We start from the raw sequence: 19,311 nt of genomic DNA, 5'->3' as shown, positions 1-19,311 counted from the left end.
AGCTCACATGTCCAAACACCGACCAGACCGCATTAGCGAGTATGAATTTTCAATCGGACTTAGACTTACGCATTGGATAAGGTTTGTAGCCATAGCTATCTTAATAATAAGTGGCTACTACATATCTTATGTCTTTGTAAGCCCTGAGATAACAAGTGAGCCTACAAATTTTATGAATGCCAAATGGCGTGCGATACATCAAATTTTTGGCTTTGTGCTAATCGCTGCAACAATATTTAAAACTTATCTATTTTTCTTTGATAGACTAAGTCGCAAAGAGGTAGTAAGTGTTTATGATTTTTTTAACCCAAAAATTTGGATCGCACAGATAAAATACTACATCTTCATAGGCAAACACCCTCATCTAAAAGGCGTGTACAATCCGCTGCAATTTATGTCGTATCTTATATTTTATATAGTTTTAGTACTTATTTGTCTTACTGGACTTGTGCTTTATGTACATGTTTATCACGAAGGACTTGGCGGACTTTTGTATGAGCCGATGAGAGTAGTTGAAGAGCTTATGGGTGGACTTGCAAATGTAAGAACGATACATAGGCTGTGTATGTGGTTTATTATATTGTTTGTTCCTATACATGTTTATATGGCTACTTTTAATGCAGTAAAAGGCAAAAATGGGGCCATGGATGCGATAATTAGCGGATATAAATTTGTTAAAGATGAGCATCATAAATGAAAGTACTTATCCTTGGCATAGGAAACATTATGTACTCCGACGAAGGTGTCGGGGTGCATTTTGTAAAGATGATAGAGAAAAATTTTAGCTTTTTAAGTAGCGAGCATGAGCTTGAGTTTGTTGATGGCGGAACTCTTGCAATGGCTTTAACACCCATTATCTCAAGCTATGATAGTGTTGTGATTGTTGATTGTTTGAGTTGTGATGACGGCAAGGCTGGAGATGTTTTTTTCTTTGATTTTAAGAAAATTCCACTTTCTGTCTGCTGGGACGGCTCAGCTCATGAGATAGAGATGTTACAAACTTTAGAGCTAATGAATATGGCTGGGGATTTACCAGAAGTTAAAATTTTAGGTGTCGTTCCAAATCGCATAGAGCCTATGAGCTTTAAGCTATCAGATGATATTGCAAAAGCAAGTCTAGTTATGCAAAAAAGTCTTTTAAAACATCTTGAAACACTAGGCTTTTCATGTAAGAAAAAGGCAAATTTATCCATACTAGACATAGCACAAAGATGCGCTAAAAAAGGACTTTAATGATACTTGCATTTGAGTTTAAATGTTTTGACAACCACGAAATTTTGGCACATATGTTAAAATTTCATGCTAAAAATTTTAAAAACAGCATTGTTATAAAAGATGATAGTGTTACGCTTTTTGTAAGTGGCGATGAGCAAGATATTTTAGCTTTTAGCGATATACTTGGCAAAAATTTAAGTTTTAGCATATTTGTGACAGACTCAAAGGTTTTTGTGACTGAAATTTTTGTGCAAAATAGCACTTTATCAAACGATGTTTTTTGCCCAAATTTAACTCCAATGCAAGTAGAAAAATATCACGAAACCCACTCCTTGGTCAAAAACGAATTTGAAACAAAAAGCCAAATTTCAGTCTTTGGCAAACAAGTAGATGAGATGAACTTTAACGAGCTTTTAGATAGAGTTTGCAACTTTTTAACTCAGGGCAAAGATGTAGTACTTACTTGGCAAGGCAAAGACTTTAAACTTAGCCTGCTTGACACCCTAGCCTCATTTGACTTTATAATCCCCACAAACTTAAGCTTTTTAAATAACATTTTTGAATGCAACGACACAGCATTAAAAGCACTTGCAAGCCTTGAAAAACCGCTCATAAAACTAAAAACCAACGCTATTTTTAGACAAAACCACAAAGATGAACCAACCTTTAGCCACATAAAAGCCCCATCAGATATTTTCACATATGCAGTTTGCGAAAAGTTGGCTAAAAATGCGGTCAAATTTATAGGAGTTAAAAATACTCAAGCTGTAAATTTACAAAAAGTTATTTTGCTTGAAAATGGTTTTTTGGCAGCTTCTAGCAAGAAATATCTGCCAACTGGCGATCATTTTATGATAAGACTAAATAAAAACGGCGATGATGGGATATTTTTTAGTAGAAAAAATGAAAATATTAGCCTTCTTTTAGCACCTAGTTTTAGTAGTTTTGATGAAATTTTAAATCTTGAAAATGGTCAAAAACTACTTAAGAACTTCAAAGCCAACTTCAAACTAACAAATATTAGTCAAAATAGTGGATTTTATACGCTTTTTAGCATAGTTGCAGCACTTTTAAAACAAAAAAAAGAGACCAAAGATTGCGCGCAAAATTTATTTGATCTTGCTTTTGACTTTGGGGCTAATCGAGGTGTTTTGATAGAGTGCAAACGCGATAAACTAAAATTTGAAAACGCAAAATTTATACGAAGCGCCATGAGTTTTATGCTAGCTGGGGCAACTGATAAAAATATCGCCTACGGAGCGATAAGCTCGCTGGCTGGCTTTTTAAACGATCTTTTGTTAGAGTGCGATCTAGTTTCAAAAGATGTTTTGCTTTGCGGAGATGTGTTTGATGATGAGATAGTGGCTAAAATCTTTCATCGTGAAATTTCAAATTTTAATATATTTTTTGAAAACAAAGTCTTTTTAGAGCAAAAATAGAGCAAGTCTCGTGCTAGCAAGGCATTAAAACCGCATTTGAAAGCTCTATACCCACTTGACTTTTAAAGCTCTCACCGTTTTTTATACTCTCAACGACCTCGCCCTCTTCTATCAAAACTACACTATCACACACTAGCTTTACAAGTCTCATATCATGAGTGATAAATAAAAACGATGTCTTGCCTTTTAGACTTTTTATAAGCTTTAATATCTCAACCACAAGTGGCGCATCAAGCGAGCTTAGTGACTCATCAAAGATGATAAGCTTTGGCTTTATAGCCATAGCCCTTGCGATACAAATGCGCTGTAGCTCACCTCCACTAAGCTGTTTTGCACCCTTACTAAGATAGCTTTTGCAAATTCCAAGCTCATCTAAAAGCTCATGTATGCGGTTTATGCGTGCATTTTCATCAAGCCCACTTAGATAAATGAGTGGCTCTTCTATGATCTCTTTTACACTAAAACGCGGATTTACAGCACTTAAGCTATCTTGAAAGACTATTTGTACTTGTTTGTAAAACTCACGCTTTTTTTCAAGATTTTTAAACTCAACTAGCTCATTATTTAGATAAATTTCTCCGCTTTTTTGCTTGATAAGTCCCATTATTATCTTTGTTATCGTGCTTTTGCCAGATCCTGAGCGTCCAAGAAGACCTAAAATTTCTCCGCTTTGCATTTTAAAGCTTACATTTTTTAGCACCTTAGTTTGTGTTTTTACGCCAAAAAATGAGAAGCTATCAAAGCTGTGTGATAAATTTCTAACTTCAAGCAGACTCATAAACTATCCTTATAAAGTGCAAAATGAGCCTCTAAAAGCTCTTTTGTGGCGCTATGTTTTGGCTTGGTAAAAATCTCACTTGATTTTGCTTGTTCCACTATACGCCCCTCACTCATTACTATGACATCATCAGCTAGCTTTGCTACCACGCTAAAATCATGCGTTATAAGCAAAATGCCGATATTTTTACGCTTTACAAGCTCGCTTAAAAGCTCTAAAATTTTAGCCTGCACGAGCAGATCAAGGCTGGTTGTGGGCTCATCTGCGATGATAAACTTAGCCTCACAAACAAGGGATATAGCTATCATCACACGCTGAAGCTGCCCGCCACTAAGCTCAAAAGCATATCTATCAAGCGTGTCTGCACCAAGCCCAACATCGGCTAAAATTTTTACCACATCATCTAGGCTTTTTTTAGCACCACTTGCCTTTATACTCTCTAAAAAGTGCGTTTTTATGGATACTATTTGATTAAACGCTGTTCGTGGGTTTTGCATGATTAGTGCAAACTTCACATCACCTTCAAGGCTAAGCTCGCTTCTTAAATTTGCAGGCGTAAGCCCTAAAAGTGTCATGGCACTTAGGCTTTTACCACTTCCACTTTTGCCAATGAGTGCCGTTATCTCACCCTCTTTTAGCGTAAAATTAAGAGCATCAACTAACACCTTTTTACCATCAAATACACTTAAATTTTTAACTCTCACGGATGCTCCAAATGCTTAACATCAAATTTTTCACGCAGATATTCACCTATAATGTTAAAGCTCATCACACACAAAAATATCATAAAACCAGGATAAAATATCAGCTCAAGATGGCTAAAAATATACTCCTTTGCGTCACTTATCATCACGCCCCACTCAGGCGTTGGTGCTTTAACCCCTAGCCCAAGAAAGCTAAGCCCTGAGATGTGAAGTATGATATGACCTATGTCAAGCGTGGCTAAGACAAGGCATTGTGAGATTATTGGTTTTAGCATATTTTTTTTAAAATTTTGCCAAAAGCTAGCGCCAGATGTTACGCTTATCATGACATATTCGTTATTTTTAAGACTCAAAACTATGCTTCGCACGATCCTTGCGTACCAAGCCCAGTGAGAAAGCGCGATAGCTATGATAATATTTGTAAGTCCAACGCCTAAAATTCCTACCAAAAATAGAGCCAGTATCAGAGTAGGCACACTAAAAAATAGATCACAAATCCTCATGAAAATTTGATCTACTCTGCCCCCTGCAAAGCCAGCTACTCCACCTATAAACACACCTATAAAAAGTATCAAAAATAGCGTTAAAAAAGCGGCCTTTAAAGATACACTTGTCGCAAGTAAAAGTCTAAAAAACTCATCTCGCCCAAGATGATCTGTGCCTAAAAAATGCTCGCTTGAAATACTTTCAAACTTAAGAAGTAAATCCACTTCATTCACATCAGCAGGAACCATGTAGTGCGCAAAAATGCTTATAAAAACCAGCAAAAATGCCATAAAAAATGCAAAATAAACTCCAAATTTTTTCATGCTATCCCAATTCTGATACGAGGATCTATGTAAGCATAGATCACATCTATGATGATGTTTGCGATGATAAAGCTAAATGCCATTAGTAAGATAAAGCACTGAATGACTGGATAGTCGTTATTTATAATAGCCTCAACCGCATACATGCCAATGCCAGGATATGCAAAAACACTCTCAACTATCATCGCACCACCCACAAGCTCGCCAAGGTGCATGCCAAGAGCAGTCACGATAGGAAGCGAGGCATTTTTAAAGATATGGCGAAAAAGTATGGTAAGCTTTGAAATTCCTCGCACCTTTGCATACATGACATGGCGTTGCTCTTTTACTTCAAGGATATTTGCGCGGATTAAGCATGAGTTTATCGCGATACTCATAAGCGATATGGTTATGGCGGGCAGTATGATATGCTCTATGCCACCTATGCCAAAGGGCGGGAAGATTTCAAATTTCACTGCAAATATCAAAATCAGCAAAAACCCAAGCCAAAAATTTGGTATGCAAACCCCAACAAATGAAAACATCCTAACAGCTCTATCTATAAATTTATCCTTATACAAAGCCGAAAGTATCCCAAGCGGTATGGAAAATCCCACAGTAAATAACAGTGCAAGACCAGCTAGCTTTAGTGTCGCAGGAAAGTAATACGCCACATCATCTATCACGGCTCGCCCCGTGATGTATGAAGTGCCAAAATTTAGACTTATGGCATCTTTTAGCCACATGGTGTATTGTTCTAAGATGGGTCTATCAAGATACAGCTGCGCTCTTGCGTGTGCGAGCGCTTCATCGGTCGGTGAGATACCCGAGGCATTTAGGTAGCTCATCGCCGCGTCCGTACCGTTTAGCCTTAGTATCATAAAGATAAAAAGGCTAACGATAAACATCATCGGCACAAGCAAAATAACTCTTTTTATGATAAATTTAAACACTACTTCTCACTTGATTTTATAAATTTCATCTTATCAAATGGAACATGGTTTTTAAGTATGCTGGTTGTTACGCCACTTAAATTTTTACTGAAAATCACCTTATTTGTCTCGTAGGTTATAGGGATATAGATAGCCTCTTCATGTAGTTTATTTAGGACTTCATGGGTTAGCTCACGCTTAGTCTTTGGATCAAGCGAGCTTAAAATTTGCCCTATTTTTTCATCTATTAAAGCCTTGTCTTTTAACCCAAGCTGAGCTTGATAGTCAGCATGCGATGGAAGCCTCATAGATGCTAAAAAGCCCACAGGATCGTAAGGCGCTCCCCAAGTGGAGTTAAATATCGCGCCAAAGTCGCCAGTGCGTTGCTTTTTATAAAAGATAGAGCTCTCATCAGCTTTTATATCAAGCACCGCGCCGATCTTCTTAAAATACGACTGCATTATTTCAGCCATAGACTTTTGAACACCATTTGTGCCTATGTAAATGAGCTCGATCTTAAGCGCTTTGCCATCTTTATAGCGTATCTTATCTTTACCTAAAACCCAGCCATCATTTTCTAAAATTTCATTTGCTTTTTTTAGATCAAAAGCGTAAGGTTGCGCGTTAATATCAGTGTTTTCAAAGCTTTTGTTAAATAAAAAATCAGCCTTTTTTTGTATATCAAAAAAGATCTTTTTCATTATCAAGTCTTTATCTATCGCCATATTTAAAGCTGTTCTTACAGCCTTGCTATCGGTTGGAAATTTATTTGAGTTTAGTGCGACAGCAAGGGTAAAAAGTGGCTCGGAGCTTATCGTGCCAAACTCGTTTTTAAGGCTGTTAAATGTATCTAGCGGGACTTGCTCATCGCCGTATATCAAAGAAATTTCTCCTGTTTTAAGAGCTATGATCTTTGTTGCTGGCTCTGGTATGACCTTGCCAAGAAGTTTATCAAAATGTGGCTTTTCGCCCCAGTAAAGATCATTTTTCACAAACTCATCACTAATGCCCTGCTCGCTTTTTACAAGCTTCCACACACCAGTGCCAATGGGTGATTTTATACCATCTTTTGTCTTGCCGTCCATCATCGCACTAGGCGCTATAAATCTAAAAGGTCTTATAAGGCTTAGCTCTTTTAATGTCGGCTCATAAGCATTTTTTATAAAAAGTTCAACCTCATACTCGCCTATCACCTTTACATCGGTTATGATATTTGCTAGCTCGAGCCAAGCATGTCGCTTGCGGTTATCAAGTATCGCGTCAAAATTTGCCTTTACAGCCGCTGCGTTAAATTTCTCGCCATTTGAAAAGCTCACATCCTCACGAAGCTTAAATTTATACACCTTACCATCATCTAAAATCTCCCAAGAAAGCGCTAAATGCGGATATATCTTGCTATCATCGCCGTATCTTACTAGGCTTTCATAGACCATATCTTGAGCAAACATTTGATTTGGCGAATAAAGGTGCGGATTTAGCTCGCCGACATTTTTTGACATCGCAAAATTTAGCGTCTGCTCTGAAAAAAGAGTAGATAGTAAAAAAGCCACGCATAAAAATATTTTTTTCATAAGTATCCTTTTTTAGTGTTAAATCATCTCAAGTCGCATTAGCTGCATATCCTCGCCGTCTATGACGGATAAATTTTGCGAGCCACAGCTAGGGCAAATGAACTCATTTTTGCTAAGCTCATTTTCCCTGCCGCACTCTTGGCAGCTAACGACGATGTTTTGCACTTTTATGATAAGCTCTGCATCTCCGCAGATACTTTCACACTTGCAAACATCAAAAGCACTTTGCAAATAGTGCGCCTCAACTCCGCTAAGCCGTCCTATCTTTATATGCACCGCAACGATCTTTTTAGCATTTTGCTCTTTGACATTTTTCTCACAAAGTCTAATCAGATCTTGCGCTATACTAAGCTCATGCATAAACACTCCTTAGCAAATTCTAGGTAAGAGCTCGCCCCTTGGTGGCTCTAAAAATCGCTTCGATCCATACGCAGTTTGTAAAATGACATTACCTCCTTTTGTATCTAAAATTTCTCCAATAGCATTTGCATTTGTGTCAAATTTACGCAATATCTCAACCGCTCTAGCCTCATCTTGCTCGCTAACAGCAAGCACAAAGGTGCCTTCATTTGCAAGCTCGTAAGGCTCAAAGCCAAAAAGCTCGCAAATACCAGTAACTTCATCACTTACCTTTATATCAGCCTCTCGCACCAAAATATCAAGGCGCGAAAATTTAGCCCATTCGTTTAAGACAGCACTAAGCCCCCCACGAGTAGCGTCTCGCATAGCAAACGGCTTTATGCCAGCATTTAAAAGCTCCATAACAACGCCCTTTAAGCTCTTGCAATCACTCTCTAAATCGCTTTGAAGCTCTAGCTCTTCTCTGTTTGCAAGCACGACGGCCCCGTGTCGTCCGACATCACCTGAGAGCAAAATTTTAGCCCCACTTACTAGATTTCTAGTCTCGCAGCTATGTATGATATTGCCCACCCCACTTGTGTTTATAAAAATTTTATCACACTTGCCTTTTGGCACTACCTTTGTATCTCCACAAACGACCTTGACATCGCTTTGCTTTGCCACGCTTGCAAGCGAGCTAAGAATGGCTTTAAGCTCATCTATATCAAGTCCTTCTTCAATGATGAGCGAACAGCTTAGATACTTTGCCTCAGCTCCAACCATCGCAAGGTCGTTTATAGTGCCGCAAGCTGCGATCTTACCGATATCAGCTCCGTTAAAAAAAAGCGGAGTTACGACAAAGCTATCTGCGCTAAAGGCTAGATTTTTAAACTCTCCAAGTACGGCACTGTCGTTGTTTTGTCTTAAGATGTCATTATTAAACACTTTAAATATCACATCCTCTATGAGCGAGTTCATTTGTACTCCACCGCCACCATGAGAAAGTAAAATTTTTTCGCCCATTTTTATCCTTTTAGTTTTTCACTACGCTCTTTTGGCGTATTTATAATACGCCGCACAAGCGCCCTCACCACTCACCATACAAGAGCCCACAGGACTTTGTGGCGTGCAAGCTTTGGCAAAGATCTTACACTCAAACGGCTTTGCTCTACCGCGTAAAATTTCAGGGCATATACAGGCCTTGCTCTCTGGCTTGCTTACGACCTCGCAGTCAAAGACCTTTCTAGCGTCTAAAAAGCCAAACTCATCTTTTAGTCTTACTGCGCTGTCTTTTATCACGCCAAGTCCTCGCCACTCAAAGTCACACGGCTCAAAATAGCGCGTCATAAGCTCTTTTGCCTTTAAATTTCCATTTTTTGTTACGACCCTTGCATATTGGTTAAAAACCTCAAATTTCTCATAATTTTGCTGAGAGACTAAATTTAGCACACTATGCATAATGTCAAGTGGTTCAAATCCGCTAACAGCAATAGGTCTTTTATAATCTCTTGCAATACTTTCATAAATTTCATATCCCGTTATCACGCTTACATGGCTTGGTCCTAAAAATGCGTCTATCCTTACATCTTTATCATCCATTATGGCTCTAACAGGCGCTGGAACACTCACATGATTAATATGAAAAAATAAATTTTTTAGCCCAAGCTCAAGAGTTTTTTGGATCAAATTTGCACTCATTGGCGTTGTGGTCTCAAAGCCTATCGCAAAAAATATGACTTTTTTATCAGGGTGCTCTTGCGCTATTTTAATGCAATCAAGCGGTGAGTAAAGTGCCCTTATATCGCGCCCTTCAGCACGCAGTTTTTGCAAGCTTGTAAAAGAGCCGGGCACTCTAAGCATATCAGCAAGCGTGCAAAGTATGCTATCATCCATACTTGCAAGCTTTATCGCCTCATCTATCCTAGCCCTAGGCATAACGCACACCGGACAGCCTGGACCATGGATAAAATTTACATTCTCACCCACTAGCTTATCAAGCCCAAATTTCATAATAGAGTGCGTATGTCCGCCACAAATCTCCATGATATTTAGCGCTCTTTTGCTAGTTGCTATAATGAGCTTGCTAAGTGCTAGGATGAGATCTTTATCGCGAAAATCGTTAATTAAATCCATCGTTTTTCTTTGATGAGTTTATAATTTCATCAAGCCCCATATCGCCCTCGCTCGCGTCAATCTCGCCGTTTTTCATATCCTCAGCCATTTTTCTATAAATTTCAAGGCTTTCAAGGGCATATTTTGTATCGATCTTCTCCATCGCATACCCAACATGGATAAGCACATACTCACCCACATTTACAGGCTCTCCGATAAGATCAAGCGTGACCTTACGGCGAACGCCTAGTGTCTCAACTGTGGCAAAGTTATTTTCATCGATTTCGATCACTTTTGAAGGGATAGAAAGGCACATTATCTAAGCTCTTTTTTAAATTTTAAATAATTAAGCCATTTATCAACGCCCTCACCTGTCTTGCTATCAAGCGCGATGATGTCGGCTTTTGGATTAAGCTTTCTTACTTCATCTCTAACCCTTTGCAAGCTAAACTCAAAGTGTGGCATTAGCGATGTTTTGGTGACTATAATTAGATCTGCCGTGCGAAACATCACAGGATATTTTGAAATTTTATCATCGCCCTCAGGTACGGATAAGAGCACGACATTAAAATGCGCGCCGACATCGTAGCTAGCAGGACATACTAGGTTTCCAACATTTTCTATAAAAACGACATCAAGCTCAGAAAGAGGTAGACGATGAAGCCCTGAATGCACCATAAATGCATCTAAATGGCAAGTCTGACCTGTGCTTATCTGGTGTGCCTTTGCGCCTGCTTGTATGATACGATCAGCATCTTGATTAGTCTCTAAATCGCCCTCAACAACGCCTATCTTAAACTTATCTGCCCTTATAGTGGCTTCTAAAAGCGTGGTTTTGCCAGCACCTGGGCTACTCATGAGATTTACACATAAAATATTATGCTCATCAAGATGGGCTCTATTTGCGCTAGCCTCTTTGTTATTTGCACTTAAAATTTTCTCTATTACCTCTATCGTCTTGCTCTCATTTAAAATAGGATGAGAGTGCGAGTGCTCGCCACTATGATCGTGCTCGTGAGTATGCGTGATAGAGCCATGAGTGTGTTCATGAGTATGAAAACTAACCCCATGCTCATGAGTATGCTCATCGCTATGATCGTGATGGTGCGAATGAGTAGTGCCGTCAGCATGGGTATGCTCGTGTGAGTGAATATTGCCAAAAGAGCAACCGCAGTCTTTACACATTTTTGCTATCCTTACTTAAAGTAGTTTAAGTGTCATTATATCTAGTAAAAATTAAAATTTTGCTTTAATTTTTACTAATTTTTTTAAAAATTTTAGTAATTAATATAATTAAGAAATAGCCCTTATTATAGTAGCAAATGAGCTATTTGACCCAATGCTATGCTTGCATCATTAGTTGGGTTTTGCCTATTTATGTAAAATTTTATGCCATTTTGCTTAAATAAATTTATTACTTTTTCTAATAAGGCTTTATTTTGAAAAACACCACCAGCAAGTAAAATTTCACTATCTTCTTTCACACAAATATCACATATTAAATTTGCAAGCCCATTTATAAAAGCAGTTATAGCTGCTACCTTTTCATCCCTTAAAGCACCTTCAAAGGCATTTTTAAAGCAAATTTTATCATCTACGATATTAAATTCATAACTCACATCTAGGCTCTCGTCGTAAAATTTTTCCATCTTCATACCAGCCTCACCCTCATAACTAACACTATCAAGTCCTAAAACAATACTGCAAAACGCATCAAACATACGACCTACAGAGGTTGTGGCCACGCAAGAACTGCTGTTTTCATATAGCTTTTTTAGATTACTTAGCTTTTTGCCATCAAAACGACTCAAAAACTCGCCAGCTTTGCTTTCTAAGTTATATTTTAAGATAATACTAAGAGCTATTTGATGTATATTTTTTATGCTGCTTTCTGCACCTATTAGCATAAACTCATCAAATTTTAGCATCCTTTTATAGCTATTTTTATCAAGCCACATGACCTCTCCACCCCAAATTTTAGCGTCATCTCCGTATCCAGTACCATCAAAGCAAAAGCCAAGATAACGCTTGCTTGCATCCAAGTTATTTTCAAATATAACAGAAAGCAAATGCGCATAGTGATGCTGCACTTGCGTTATCTTACAGCCTTGATCTTTTGCCCATTTTAAGTTTAGAAAATGCGGATGAAGGTCTGCTACTATCTCATCAAATTTAAGCTCATAAGTTTGTTTAAATAGCTTTATAAGGTTTAAAAAACGCTCAAATGTAGCAACATTTTTTAGATCGCCGATGTATGGGCTTATCATTATCTCGCCGTTTTTATAAATCGCAAATTGATTTTTAAGCTCAGCACCTACCGCCAAGATCGTACGCTCATCTTTAAAGCTAGTATGTATAAATTTTGGATTTACTCCGCGGCTCGTGCGTAAAAATATCGGTCCATTATCTACTATAAAGGCTATACTGTCATCGCTTGGTGAGTAAATTTCTCTATCATTGTCAAGGTAAAAGTCAATTACCCCACCAAGCTTACCTAGCAAATCCTTTTCATTATATATAACAGGTTCGCCAGAGATATTTGCAGATGTGGCTATAATGGCGTTTTGTAAAAAGTAAAAAAGCAAAAGATGAAGCCCTGTGTTTGGCAAAAATATACCTATTTTATTAAGCTCTGGTGCTAAATTTAAAGGTAGTGAATTTAGCTTTGGTTTTAATATGATTATTGGCTTTAGATTTGAAGTTAAAATTTTTTCCTCAGCTTGAGAGATAAAAGCTAGCTCTTTTGCCATTTTTATATCCTTACACATTATGGCAAACGGCTTACTTGGGCGAGTTTTTCGCTCGCGCAAAGTCTTTATACTATCATAATTTGCACTATCACATACTAAATGAAAACCACCAAGCCCCTTTATGGCTAAAATTTTACCCTCTTTTATGAGCTTAGCTGCTATCTGCACACTCTCATCACCCTCTTTTATAACAAAGCCATTTTTATCCTTTAAAACTAGCTTTGGACCGCACTTTGGGCAAGATATAGGCTGTGCGTGATAGCGTCTATCGAGTGGATTTCTATACTCATCTTGACAGCTTTGACACATTACAAATTTACTCATCGTAGTGTTTGGTCTGTCATAGGGCAGTGCTTTTATTATGGAAAATCTCGGTCCGCAGTTAGTACAGTTTATAAATGGATAGTGATAGCGCGCATTTGTGGGGTCAAAAAACTCACGCTCACAATCGCTACAAAGTGCAAAGTCTGGTAAAATAGGCGCATGCTTTGTAGCTGAGCGCGAAGCTATAATATTAAAATCGCTAAAACTCTTATCAAAAAGCTCAACTTTTTCAAACTCATCTATTCTTGCAAGGGCTGGAAGTCTTGCAAAAAGCGCATCTTCAAATCTTTTAATACCATAAATTTCACCAAATAGCGTAAGCTTCACACCCTCATCATCGTTAAAAATCTCACCAAATAGTCCAAATTCCAACGCGAGATTATACACAAACGGACGAAATCCAACACCTTGCACCAAGCCACTTATCTTATAATAAAAACACTTTTTCATAGCGATATTATACAAATTTTAAATAAGAGTTTGTTTATCTTAAAATAAAATAATTAAAATTTATTAATAAAAAAATTTATTTTTGTCAGATAGATGACATAAATTTATCGTAAAAAATAATAAAATTACACCAAGATTTAAATTAGTATTTTAAAGTTTATTTTTAAGTATTACTTTAAATATTGCAAAATCTAAAATCACAATAGAAAGGAGAATTTATGAAACAGCATAAATTTGTGATCGCAGATTACAAACGATGCATCGGCTGTGCTACCTGTATGGCGTCATGTTTTAAGAGTGCTTACGAGCGTGGCAAACTCTCAAAATCACGCCTAACAGTCCTTCGCCAAGCTTATGGCGTTATGCCGACTCAGTGTCGTCAATGCGATGATGGTCCTTGTGCGAATGTATGTCCTACTGGCGCATTGCGTTTTAACGAAAGCTGCATAGAGCTGCATGAAGAAATTTGTATCGGCTGCAAGCTCTGCACTATCGCATGTCCTTATGGTGCTATAAGCTCAAATGCCGAGCTAATGCCTTCTATAAACTACGCGACTGAGCCAAAGTACTATCTTGAGATAGAAAGTCAGTCAGGTGCAAAAAATATCGCTATAAAATGCGATATGTGCAACGGTCGCAAGAACGGTCCAGCCTGTGTTGAAGTATGCCCTACCTCAGCCATTATCATGGTAGATCCAGTAAGTCATAACCACAAACTAGGCAGAAAGATAGATAGTAAGGCAGCTGAGAGCTTTGTGGATAAAATTTTAGCTGGCAAAAATGTCATCTGTGCCCCAAGCACAAAAGAGAGCCAGCTAGAAGGTATCGTGATAAACGAGCTTAGTGCCACCCCTAATGAGATGGCAAAGTCTAGCCAAAATTTAGGAGGCGCACTATGATAACTGTGTATTCTCTATTTTTACTAAGCGGTATAATTAGCATTTTTCTTTACAATGCACAACAAACTGCTGTAAAAGTTGGTTTTGGTCTGTCTGCTGTGAGCTGTTTTTACGCGATGTGCTACTTTGTGGCAAATATGGGCGTGAGCGATAGCTTTGCCTTGGGCGGAAATTTCCTTTATTTACCTACTTTTGCACTAAATCCACTTGGAAACTTCTTTAGTTTTGTTGTGGTGTTTATAGGATTTGCAAGTAGCGTGTATGGCATGAGCTATGCTAAAGAGTATATCAAAAAAGCAAGCGTTGGTGTTTTTGCTTGTTTGTTTAACTTCTTCATCTTATCAATGTTACTTGTTATAAGTGCAAATAATGTATTTTGCTTTATCGTACTTTGGGAGTTAATGACTTTAATCTCATCATTCCTAATCCTAGTAAATGATGGCAAAGGCACGCTAAAAGCAGTCATGGTATATCTTGGTATCGCGCAAATCGGTGCTTTTTGTATAACATGTGGTCTTTTAATCATCGCTTACTACGCAGGAAGCTCCGAGTTTAGTGCATGGGCTGGCGTTAAAATGCCTATGATGGCATCAGTAGTTGTATTTATACTTTTCTTAGTTGGCTTTGGCTCAAAAGCTGGTATGTGGCCTTTTCATGTTTGGCTACCGATGGCACACCCTGCTGCTCCGTCAAATATATCAGCTTTAATGAGTGGCGTTATGATAAAAGTAGCACTTTTTACCCTTGTAAAATTTACTCTATTCTTGCCATTAAGCATTTACTTTGGACTAACAGTCTTAATCCTTGGTGCAGCAAGCTCGCTATTTGGCGTTTTATACGCACTTTGTCAGCATGACTACAAAGCACTTCTTGCTTATCACTCAGTTGAGAACATAGGCATTATCTTGCTTGGTTTAGGAACTGGAATTTACGGACTTACAGCGGGCAATAATACACTTGCAGCTATCGGCTTTTTAGCAGGTTGCTATCATGTGGTAAATCACGCTATATTTAAAGGCTTGCTTTTCCTTTGCGCTGGCTCAGTCCTTCACGCTACACATACAAGAGATATGGATGTTTTAGGCGGTCTTGCTAAAAAGATGCCATGGACATCAGTTGGTATGTTTATAGGTATCATGGGTATCGCTGCACTTCCTCCAGTAAATGGCTTTGTTTCTGAGTGGTTTACTTATCAAGGTATGCTTCAAGGTGCGATGAGTGAGGGGGTATTTGTAAGATATGCATTTACACTTTCAGTTGTAGCACTTGCGCTAACTGGCGTTTTGGTCGGTATGCACTTAAAGCTTTATGCAGTTATCTTTGCAGGCACTCCAAGAGATCAAAAAATTTGGGAAAATGCAAAAGAGAGCCCGATAGGTATGGTTATAGGCATGGTTATACTTATGATAGGCTGTGTTGGCTTTGGTGTGGGTGCAAATTTTGTCGTTGAGTATATAATGACAGCAGTTAGCTCGATACAAGCTACAAGCTATCAAGCAAGCGTGGGCTTAACTCTTACTTCACCTATCGGCAGTATAGTATCAACTCCGCTTATAGCCATCATCTTGTGTTCAACCATGATACTTCCTTTTGCTATCTTAATCTTTATGAAAGCAAATCGCACAGCAGCACGCGAGACTGATCCTTGGGCTTGTGGCTTTAAATACAGCTCTCGTATGCAAATGACTGGCGGACCTTTTACTGGTGATTTAAGACGCATTATGAACTGGCTATTTAAAGGCGAGAGAAAAGTCATCGCAAAAGACTACTTTAGCCCTATAGAGTATCATAACCATCCAAAAGATATATGGTGGGGTATGTTTTATGAGCCAGTCATTAAATGGTGTACAAAATTTGCCGATAAGGCTGGAATTTTCCAAAGCGGCTATACAAATGTCTATGCACTTTACATTTTATTGTATCTTTGTGCTGTGCTTGCAATTAGCTACTTTTTGATATAAGGAGTGAAAAATGCAAACTATACTTTTGATGATTTTTCAAGTCGTCGTTATCGTTTTAGTCGCTCCTTTATTTGATGGTATGGCTAGAAAACTAAGAGCCAAACTTCAATCAAAACAAGGAAGCGATTTTTTCCAAACATATCGCGATATAGCAAAGCTTTTTAAGCGTGGCAGAACAGTTCCTGCGTGCTCACACTGGGTGTTTAGATATGCTCCGTTTTTCTTGTTTGCTACCTCAGCTGCTATCCTAGCTGCTATACCTATAACATATAACCAAAACACAGGTTTTGGTGCTTATGCTGATATATTTGTTATCTTATATCTTGGTGCTTTGCTTAGATTTGTCTTTGGTGCAGCATCTATGGATAGTGGTAACCCATTTGCAGCAACTGGTGGCGGTAGAGAGCAGATGTTGGCTGTTTATGTAGAGCCTGTTATGATAATGTGCCTAATCGTAGTCATGCTTGCAGCTGGTACTTCAAATTTAGTTGAAATTCAGCAAAAAGTTCAAAGTGGCGAGATAGGATACTTTATACCTAGCTTTGCTGTGTCTTCGATAGCGTTTTTATGGTGTATGTATGTTGAAACTGGCAGAAAACCATTTGACTTAGCAGAGGCAGAGCAAGAGCTTCAAGAGGGCTTGCTTGGCGAGTATGCGGGAAGTGATTTGGGCTTGGTGCAAGCTTCACTTATATTAAAACAATTTGCTATGATAGGACTTTTCCTTACTATATTTGAGCCTTGGAATTTTGCAAATCCTTTCTTAGCTCTTTTGGTCTTTGTTCTAAAAACTGGCGTATTTTATGTAGCTGCTGTGTTTATAGATAACTTTGGACCACGCTTTCAAATGACATCTAGCCTTCGCAAAAACGCAGTTTATGCCTTGGCTATATCATTTATAGCTTTGACACTTTATGTGGTGGGGGTGTGAGATGTTTGATGTTTTAGCAATATGTATAATGATTACATCTCTTGCAGTATTTGGTCTTAGAAATTTAAAGCTATCAATAGCTTGCTATGCAGTGCAAACCCTGCTTTTAGTAAGTGTGTTTATGATGCTTTCATCAGCATTTAATGCAGAGCAGTTAAGCACTTGGGCTATGGTAGCATTTGTTACAAAGGTCATCTTTGTACCGACTATATTGTTTATGCTTATTAAAAAGCTAAATGTAGTTAGCGAAGATGAGCCTGTTGGCGGATTTTTCGTAAGTCCAGTTATTGCTATGGGATTTAGCCTAGCGATCGCGATGAGCATACATCCGATATTTTTAGAGTTTTCTCTTATAAAAGAGCAAATTTTACTAATCGCTGCGGCTACGATCTTTATGATGGGGGTCTTTGGCTTTATGCTTAGAAATTCTTTTATCAAGCAAATCTTAGCATACTGCCTTTTTGAAAATGGTATCCACCTAAGTCTAGCACTTATGGCATACAACTCACACGAGCTTGTTGAGCTTGGGATTTTAACCGATGCGATATTTGCGGTTATTATTATGAGTGTTTTGGCTGTGAGATTTTACAAAGCTTATGGTAGCTTGGATACTTCAAAAGCTACGAATTTAAGGGGTTAAAGATGGACAGTTTAGCTTTAGTCTTAATCTTACCATTGCTTGGTGCCCTGCTTTTAATGCTAGCACCAAAGAATTACTCAACCATGAGTCTGCTACATGTCGCAGTCTCAGGAGTAACATCAGCAGCACTTTTGTTTAATGTATGCAAAGTGTTACAAGGTGGGACATTTTTTAGCTTTGATGAGTTTTTGTTCCTTGATAGTCTTGGCTGTGTATTTTTAGTTCTCATTGCTGTTACTGGCTTTTTGGTAAATTTATACGCCACTACCTATATGAAATGGGAGCTTGAAGGCGGACATATAAATTTATGCGACCTTAAAAAATACTACGCACTAAGCCATGTCTTTATCTTTACGATGACACTTAGTGTGATTTGTAATAATGTCGCGTTTATGTGGGCTGCGATAGAGGCTACGACGCTTGCTTCTGTATTTTTGGTTGCTATCTTAAAAGATCAAAAATCAACAGAGAGTGGTTATAAATACATAGTCTTATGTTCTATCGGTCTTGCATTTGCACTATATGCGACAGTACTACTTTACTCAGCAACTTTTGCAAATACCGGCAACGGCGAAGAGGCTATGCTTTGGACTAGCATAATGGCAAATACAGCCACACTAAATGACAACGCCGCAAAGCTTATTTTTGTCTTTGCTTTAATTGGCTTTGGCACAAAAGCTGGTCTTGCACCAACTCACACTTGGCTACCAGATGTACATGCACAAGGTCCAGCACCTATATCAGCTTTACTTTCTGGTGTGCTTTTAAAATGCGCAATGCTTGGTCTTTTACGCTACTATGCTGTCACAGCTGGTGCAGTGGGCTTTGAGTTCGTTCAAGAGATTATGCTAGTATCTGGTACTATTACTTTATTTGTAGGTGCATTTTTCCTTATCCGTCAGCACGATGTAAAAAGAATGTTTGCATACCACTCTATCGTACATATGGGGGTTATAGCTTTTGCGCTTGGCATAGGTGGAAAGCTTGGTATATTTGCAGCTGTATTCCACTGCTTAGCTCACAGCCTTACAAAGGCTTTGGCATTTTGCTCTACTGGCAATATAGCTAGAATTTACGGACACAAAGATATGAGTAAGATGGGCGGTATGATAAAGATAGCTCCTATTACTACGGTGCTATTTGGTGCAGCGGTTTGCTCGCTTGTCGGTGTGCCAGCGTTTGCGATATTTGTAAGTGAATTCTTAGTCTTTAAAGGTGCTATAATGAGCGGACAATACATAGCCGTCACGCTTTTTGCAGTGGCTTTGGTTATCATCTTTGTTGCTGACTTTGCACACTTTAATATGGCTAGCTTTGGCGAGATCAAAGGTGAAGCAGTACATAAAAAAGAGATGAGCCTAACAGAAAACCTTCCGCTTATCGCTCTTTGTTTGCTTATAATCATCTTTGGTGTTTGGCATGTAGATAGCTTTTACACACTCGTTGAAAATAGCGTAAAAATAATAATGGGGGCTTAA

The 19,311-nt window shown here is 38.4% G+C and carries 19 protein-coding genes; 8 read left to right on the top strand and 11 right to left on the bottom strand.

Translation table 11 applies throughout. The annotated features are described in order from the left end of the window. The first annotated feature begins 7 nt into the window (after positions 1–7). From cybH to U5B17_RS03120, 3 genes are read left to right on the top strand one after another with little or no spacing between them, the layout of a single operon-like run. The gene (cybH, locus tag U5B17_RS03130) at positions 8–697 is read left to right on the top strand and encodes a Ni/Fe-hydrogenase, b-type cytochrome subunit (RefSeq protein WP_430803918.1); all 690 of its coding nucleotides are present in this window, start codon (positions 8–10) and stop codon (positions 695–697) included. Next, positions 694–1,233: a HyaD/HybD family hydrogenase maturation endopeptidase gene (locus U5B17_RS03125; RefSeq protein WP_430803917.1), complete on the top strand. Its 540-nt coding sequence runs from the start codon at positions 694–696 to the stop codon at positions 1,231–1,233. Before cybH ends, U5B17_RS03125 begins: the two co-directional genes overlap by 4 nt. Then, positions 1,233–2,654, top strand: coding sequence for a hypothetical protein (locus tag U5B17_RS03120; protein ID WP_430803916.1), 1,422 nt, complete (start codon positions 1,233–1,235; stop codon positions 2,652–2,654). The genes U5B17_RS03125 and U5B17_RS03120 overlap by 1 nt, the downstream gene beginning before the upstream one ends. A gap of 13 nt (positions 2,655–2,667) precedes the next feature. Here U5B17_RS03120 and U5B17_RS03115 read toward each other — a convergent pair whose 3' ends face one another. The 11 genes from U5B17_RS03115 to hypF form a co-directional block, all read right to left on the bottom strand. Continuing rightward, complete coding sequence (locus U5B17_RS03115) at positions 2,668–3,432, bottom strand: ATP-binding cassette domain-containing protein (RefSeq protein ID WP_430803915.1); 765 nt, start codon at positions 3,430–3,432, stop codon at positions 2,668–2,670. After that, positions 3,429–4,136, bottom strand: a complete 708-nt coding sequence (locus tag U5B17_RS03110; protein ID WP_430803914.1) for an ATP-binding cassette domain-containing protein — start codon at positions 4,134–4,136, stop codon at positions 3,429–3,431. Before U5B17_RS03110 ends, U5B17_RS03115 begins: the two co-directional genes overlap by 4 nt. Continuing rightward, positions 4,133–4,945, bottom strand: coding sequence for a nickel ABC transporter permease subunit NikC (nikC, locus tag U5B17_RS03105; RefSeq protein WP_430803913.1), 813 nt, complete (start codon positions 4,943–4,945; stop codon positions 4,133–4,135). Before nikC ends, U5B17_RS03110 begins: the two co-directional genes overlap by 4 nt. Next, on the bottom strand, positions 4,942–5,877 hold the full coding sequence (locus U5B17_RS03100; RefSeq protein ID WP_430803912.1) for an ABC transporter permease subunit: 936 nt from the start codon (positions 5,875–5,877) through the stop codon (positions 4,942–4,944). The genes nikC and U5B17_RS03100 overlap by 4 nt, the downstream gene beginning before the upstream one ends. Further along, complete coding sequence (nikA, locus tag U5B17_RS03095; RefSeq protein WP_430803910.1) at positions 5,877–7,427, bottom strand: nickel ABC transporter substrate-binding protein; 1,551 nt, start codon at positions 7,425–7,427, stop codon at positions 5,877–5,879. The genes U5B17_RS03100 and nikA overlap by 1 nt, the downstream gene beginning before the upstream one ends. Before the next feature lie 18 nt (positions 7,428–7,445). Further along, positions 7,446–7,787 carry a hydrogenase maturation nickel metallochaperone HypA gene (hypA, locus tag U5B17_RS03090; RefSeq protein ID WP_430803909.1) on the bottom strand — a complete coding sequence of 114 codons (342 nt, stop codon included), beginning with the start codon at positions 7,785–7,787 and terminating at the stop codon, positions 7,446–7,448. Between the two features lie 9 nt (positions 7,788–7,796). Continuing rightward, on the bottom strand, positions 7,797–8,789 hold the full coding sequence (hypE, locus tag U5B17_RS03085) for a hydrogenase expression/formation protein HypE (RefSeq protein ID WP_430803908.1): 993 nt from the start codon (positions 8,787–8,789) through the stop codon (positions 7,797–7,799). Between the two features lie 21 nt (positions 8,790–8,810). Continuing rightward, positions 8,811–9,899 carry a hydrogenase formation protein HypD gene (gene hypD / locus U5B17_RS03080; protein WP_430803907.1) on the bottom strand — a complete coding sequence of 363 codons (1,089 nt, stop codon included), beginning with the start codon at positions 9,897–9,899 and terminating at the stop codon, positions 8,811–8,813. Then, complete coding sequence (locus tag U5B17_RS03075; RefSeq protein ID WP_430803906.1) at positions 9,886–10,194, bottom strand: HypC/HybG/HupF family hydrogenase formation chaperone; 309 nt, start codon at positions 10,192–10,194, stop codon at positions 9,886–9,888. The genes hypD and U5B17_RS03075 overlap by 14 nt, the downstream gene beginning before the upstream one ends. After that, positions 10,194–11,063: a hydrogenase nickel incorporation protein HypB gene (hypB, locus tag U5B17_RS03070; RefSeq protein WP_430803905.1), complete on the bottom strand. Its 870-nt coding sequence runs from the start codon at positions 11,061–11,063 to the stop codon at positions 10,194–10,196. The genes U5B17_RS03075 and hypB overlap by 1 nt, the downstream gene beginning before the upstream one ends. A 125-nt stretch (positions 11,064–11,188) precedes the next feature. Further along, positions 11,189–13,402, bottom strand: a complete 2,214-nt coding sequence (hypF, locus tag U5B17_RS03065) for a carbamoyltransferase HypF (RefSeq protein WP_430803904.1) — start codon at positions 13,400–13,402, stop codon at positions 11,189–11,191. A gap of 218 nt (positions 13,403–13,620) precedes the next feature. Between hypF and U5B17_RS03060 the strand changes: the two genes are divergently transcribed. Genes U5B17_RS03060 through U5B17_RS03040 form a run of 5 tightly spaced genes read left to right on the top strand, consistent with a single transcriptional unit; the run spans position 13,621 to position 19,311 of the window. After that, positions 13,621–14,301, top strand: a complete 681-nt coding sequence (locus U5B17_RS03060) for a 4Fe-4S dicluster domain-containing protein (RefSeq protein WP_430803903.1) — start codon at positions 13,621–13,623, stop codon at positions 14,299–14,301. Then, complete coding sequence (locus U5B17_RS03055) at positions 14,298–16,262, top strand: proton-conducting transporter transmembrane domain-containing protein (protein ID WP_430803902.1); 1,965 nt, start codon at positions 14,298–14,300, stop codon at positions 16,260–16,262. Before U5B17_RS03060 ends, U5B17_RS03055 begins: the two co-directional genes overlap by 4 nt. A 10-nt stretch (positions 16,263–16,272) precedes the next feature. Beyond that, on the top strand, positions 16,273–17,193 hold the full coding sequence (locus tag U5B17_RS03050) for a respiratory chain complex I subunit 1 family protein (protein ID WP_430803901.1): 921 nt from the start codon (positions 16,273–16,275) through the stop codon (positions 17,191–17,193). Between the two features lies 1 nt (position 17,194). Beyond that, positions 17,195–17,833 (top strand): hydrogenase 4 membrane subunit, encoded by a 639-nt coding sequence (gene hyfE / locus U5B17_RS03045; protein ID WP_430803900.1) that lies wholly within the window; start codon positions 17,195–17,197, stop codon positions 17,831–17,833. Between the two features lie 2 nt (positions 17,834–17,835). Continuing rightward, a complete protein-coding gene (locus U5B17_RS03040; RefSeq protein ID WP_430803899.1) occupies positions 17,836–19,311 on the top strand; it encodes a hydrogenase 4 subunit F in 1,476 nt (491 codons plus the stop codon).

This window comes from Campylobacter australis (assembly GCF_050586305.1).
Classification (GTDB): Bacteria; Campylobacterota; Campylobacteria; order Campylobacterales; family Campylobacteraceae; genus Campylobacter_A.
This window is presented reverse-complemented; position numbering and strand designations above follow the sequence as displayed.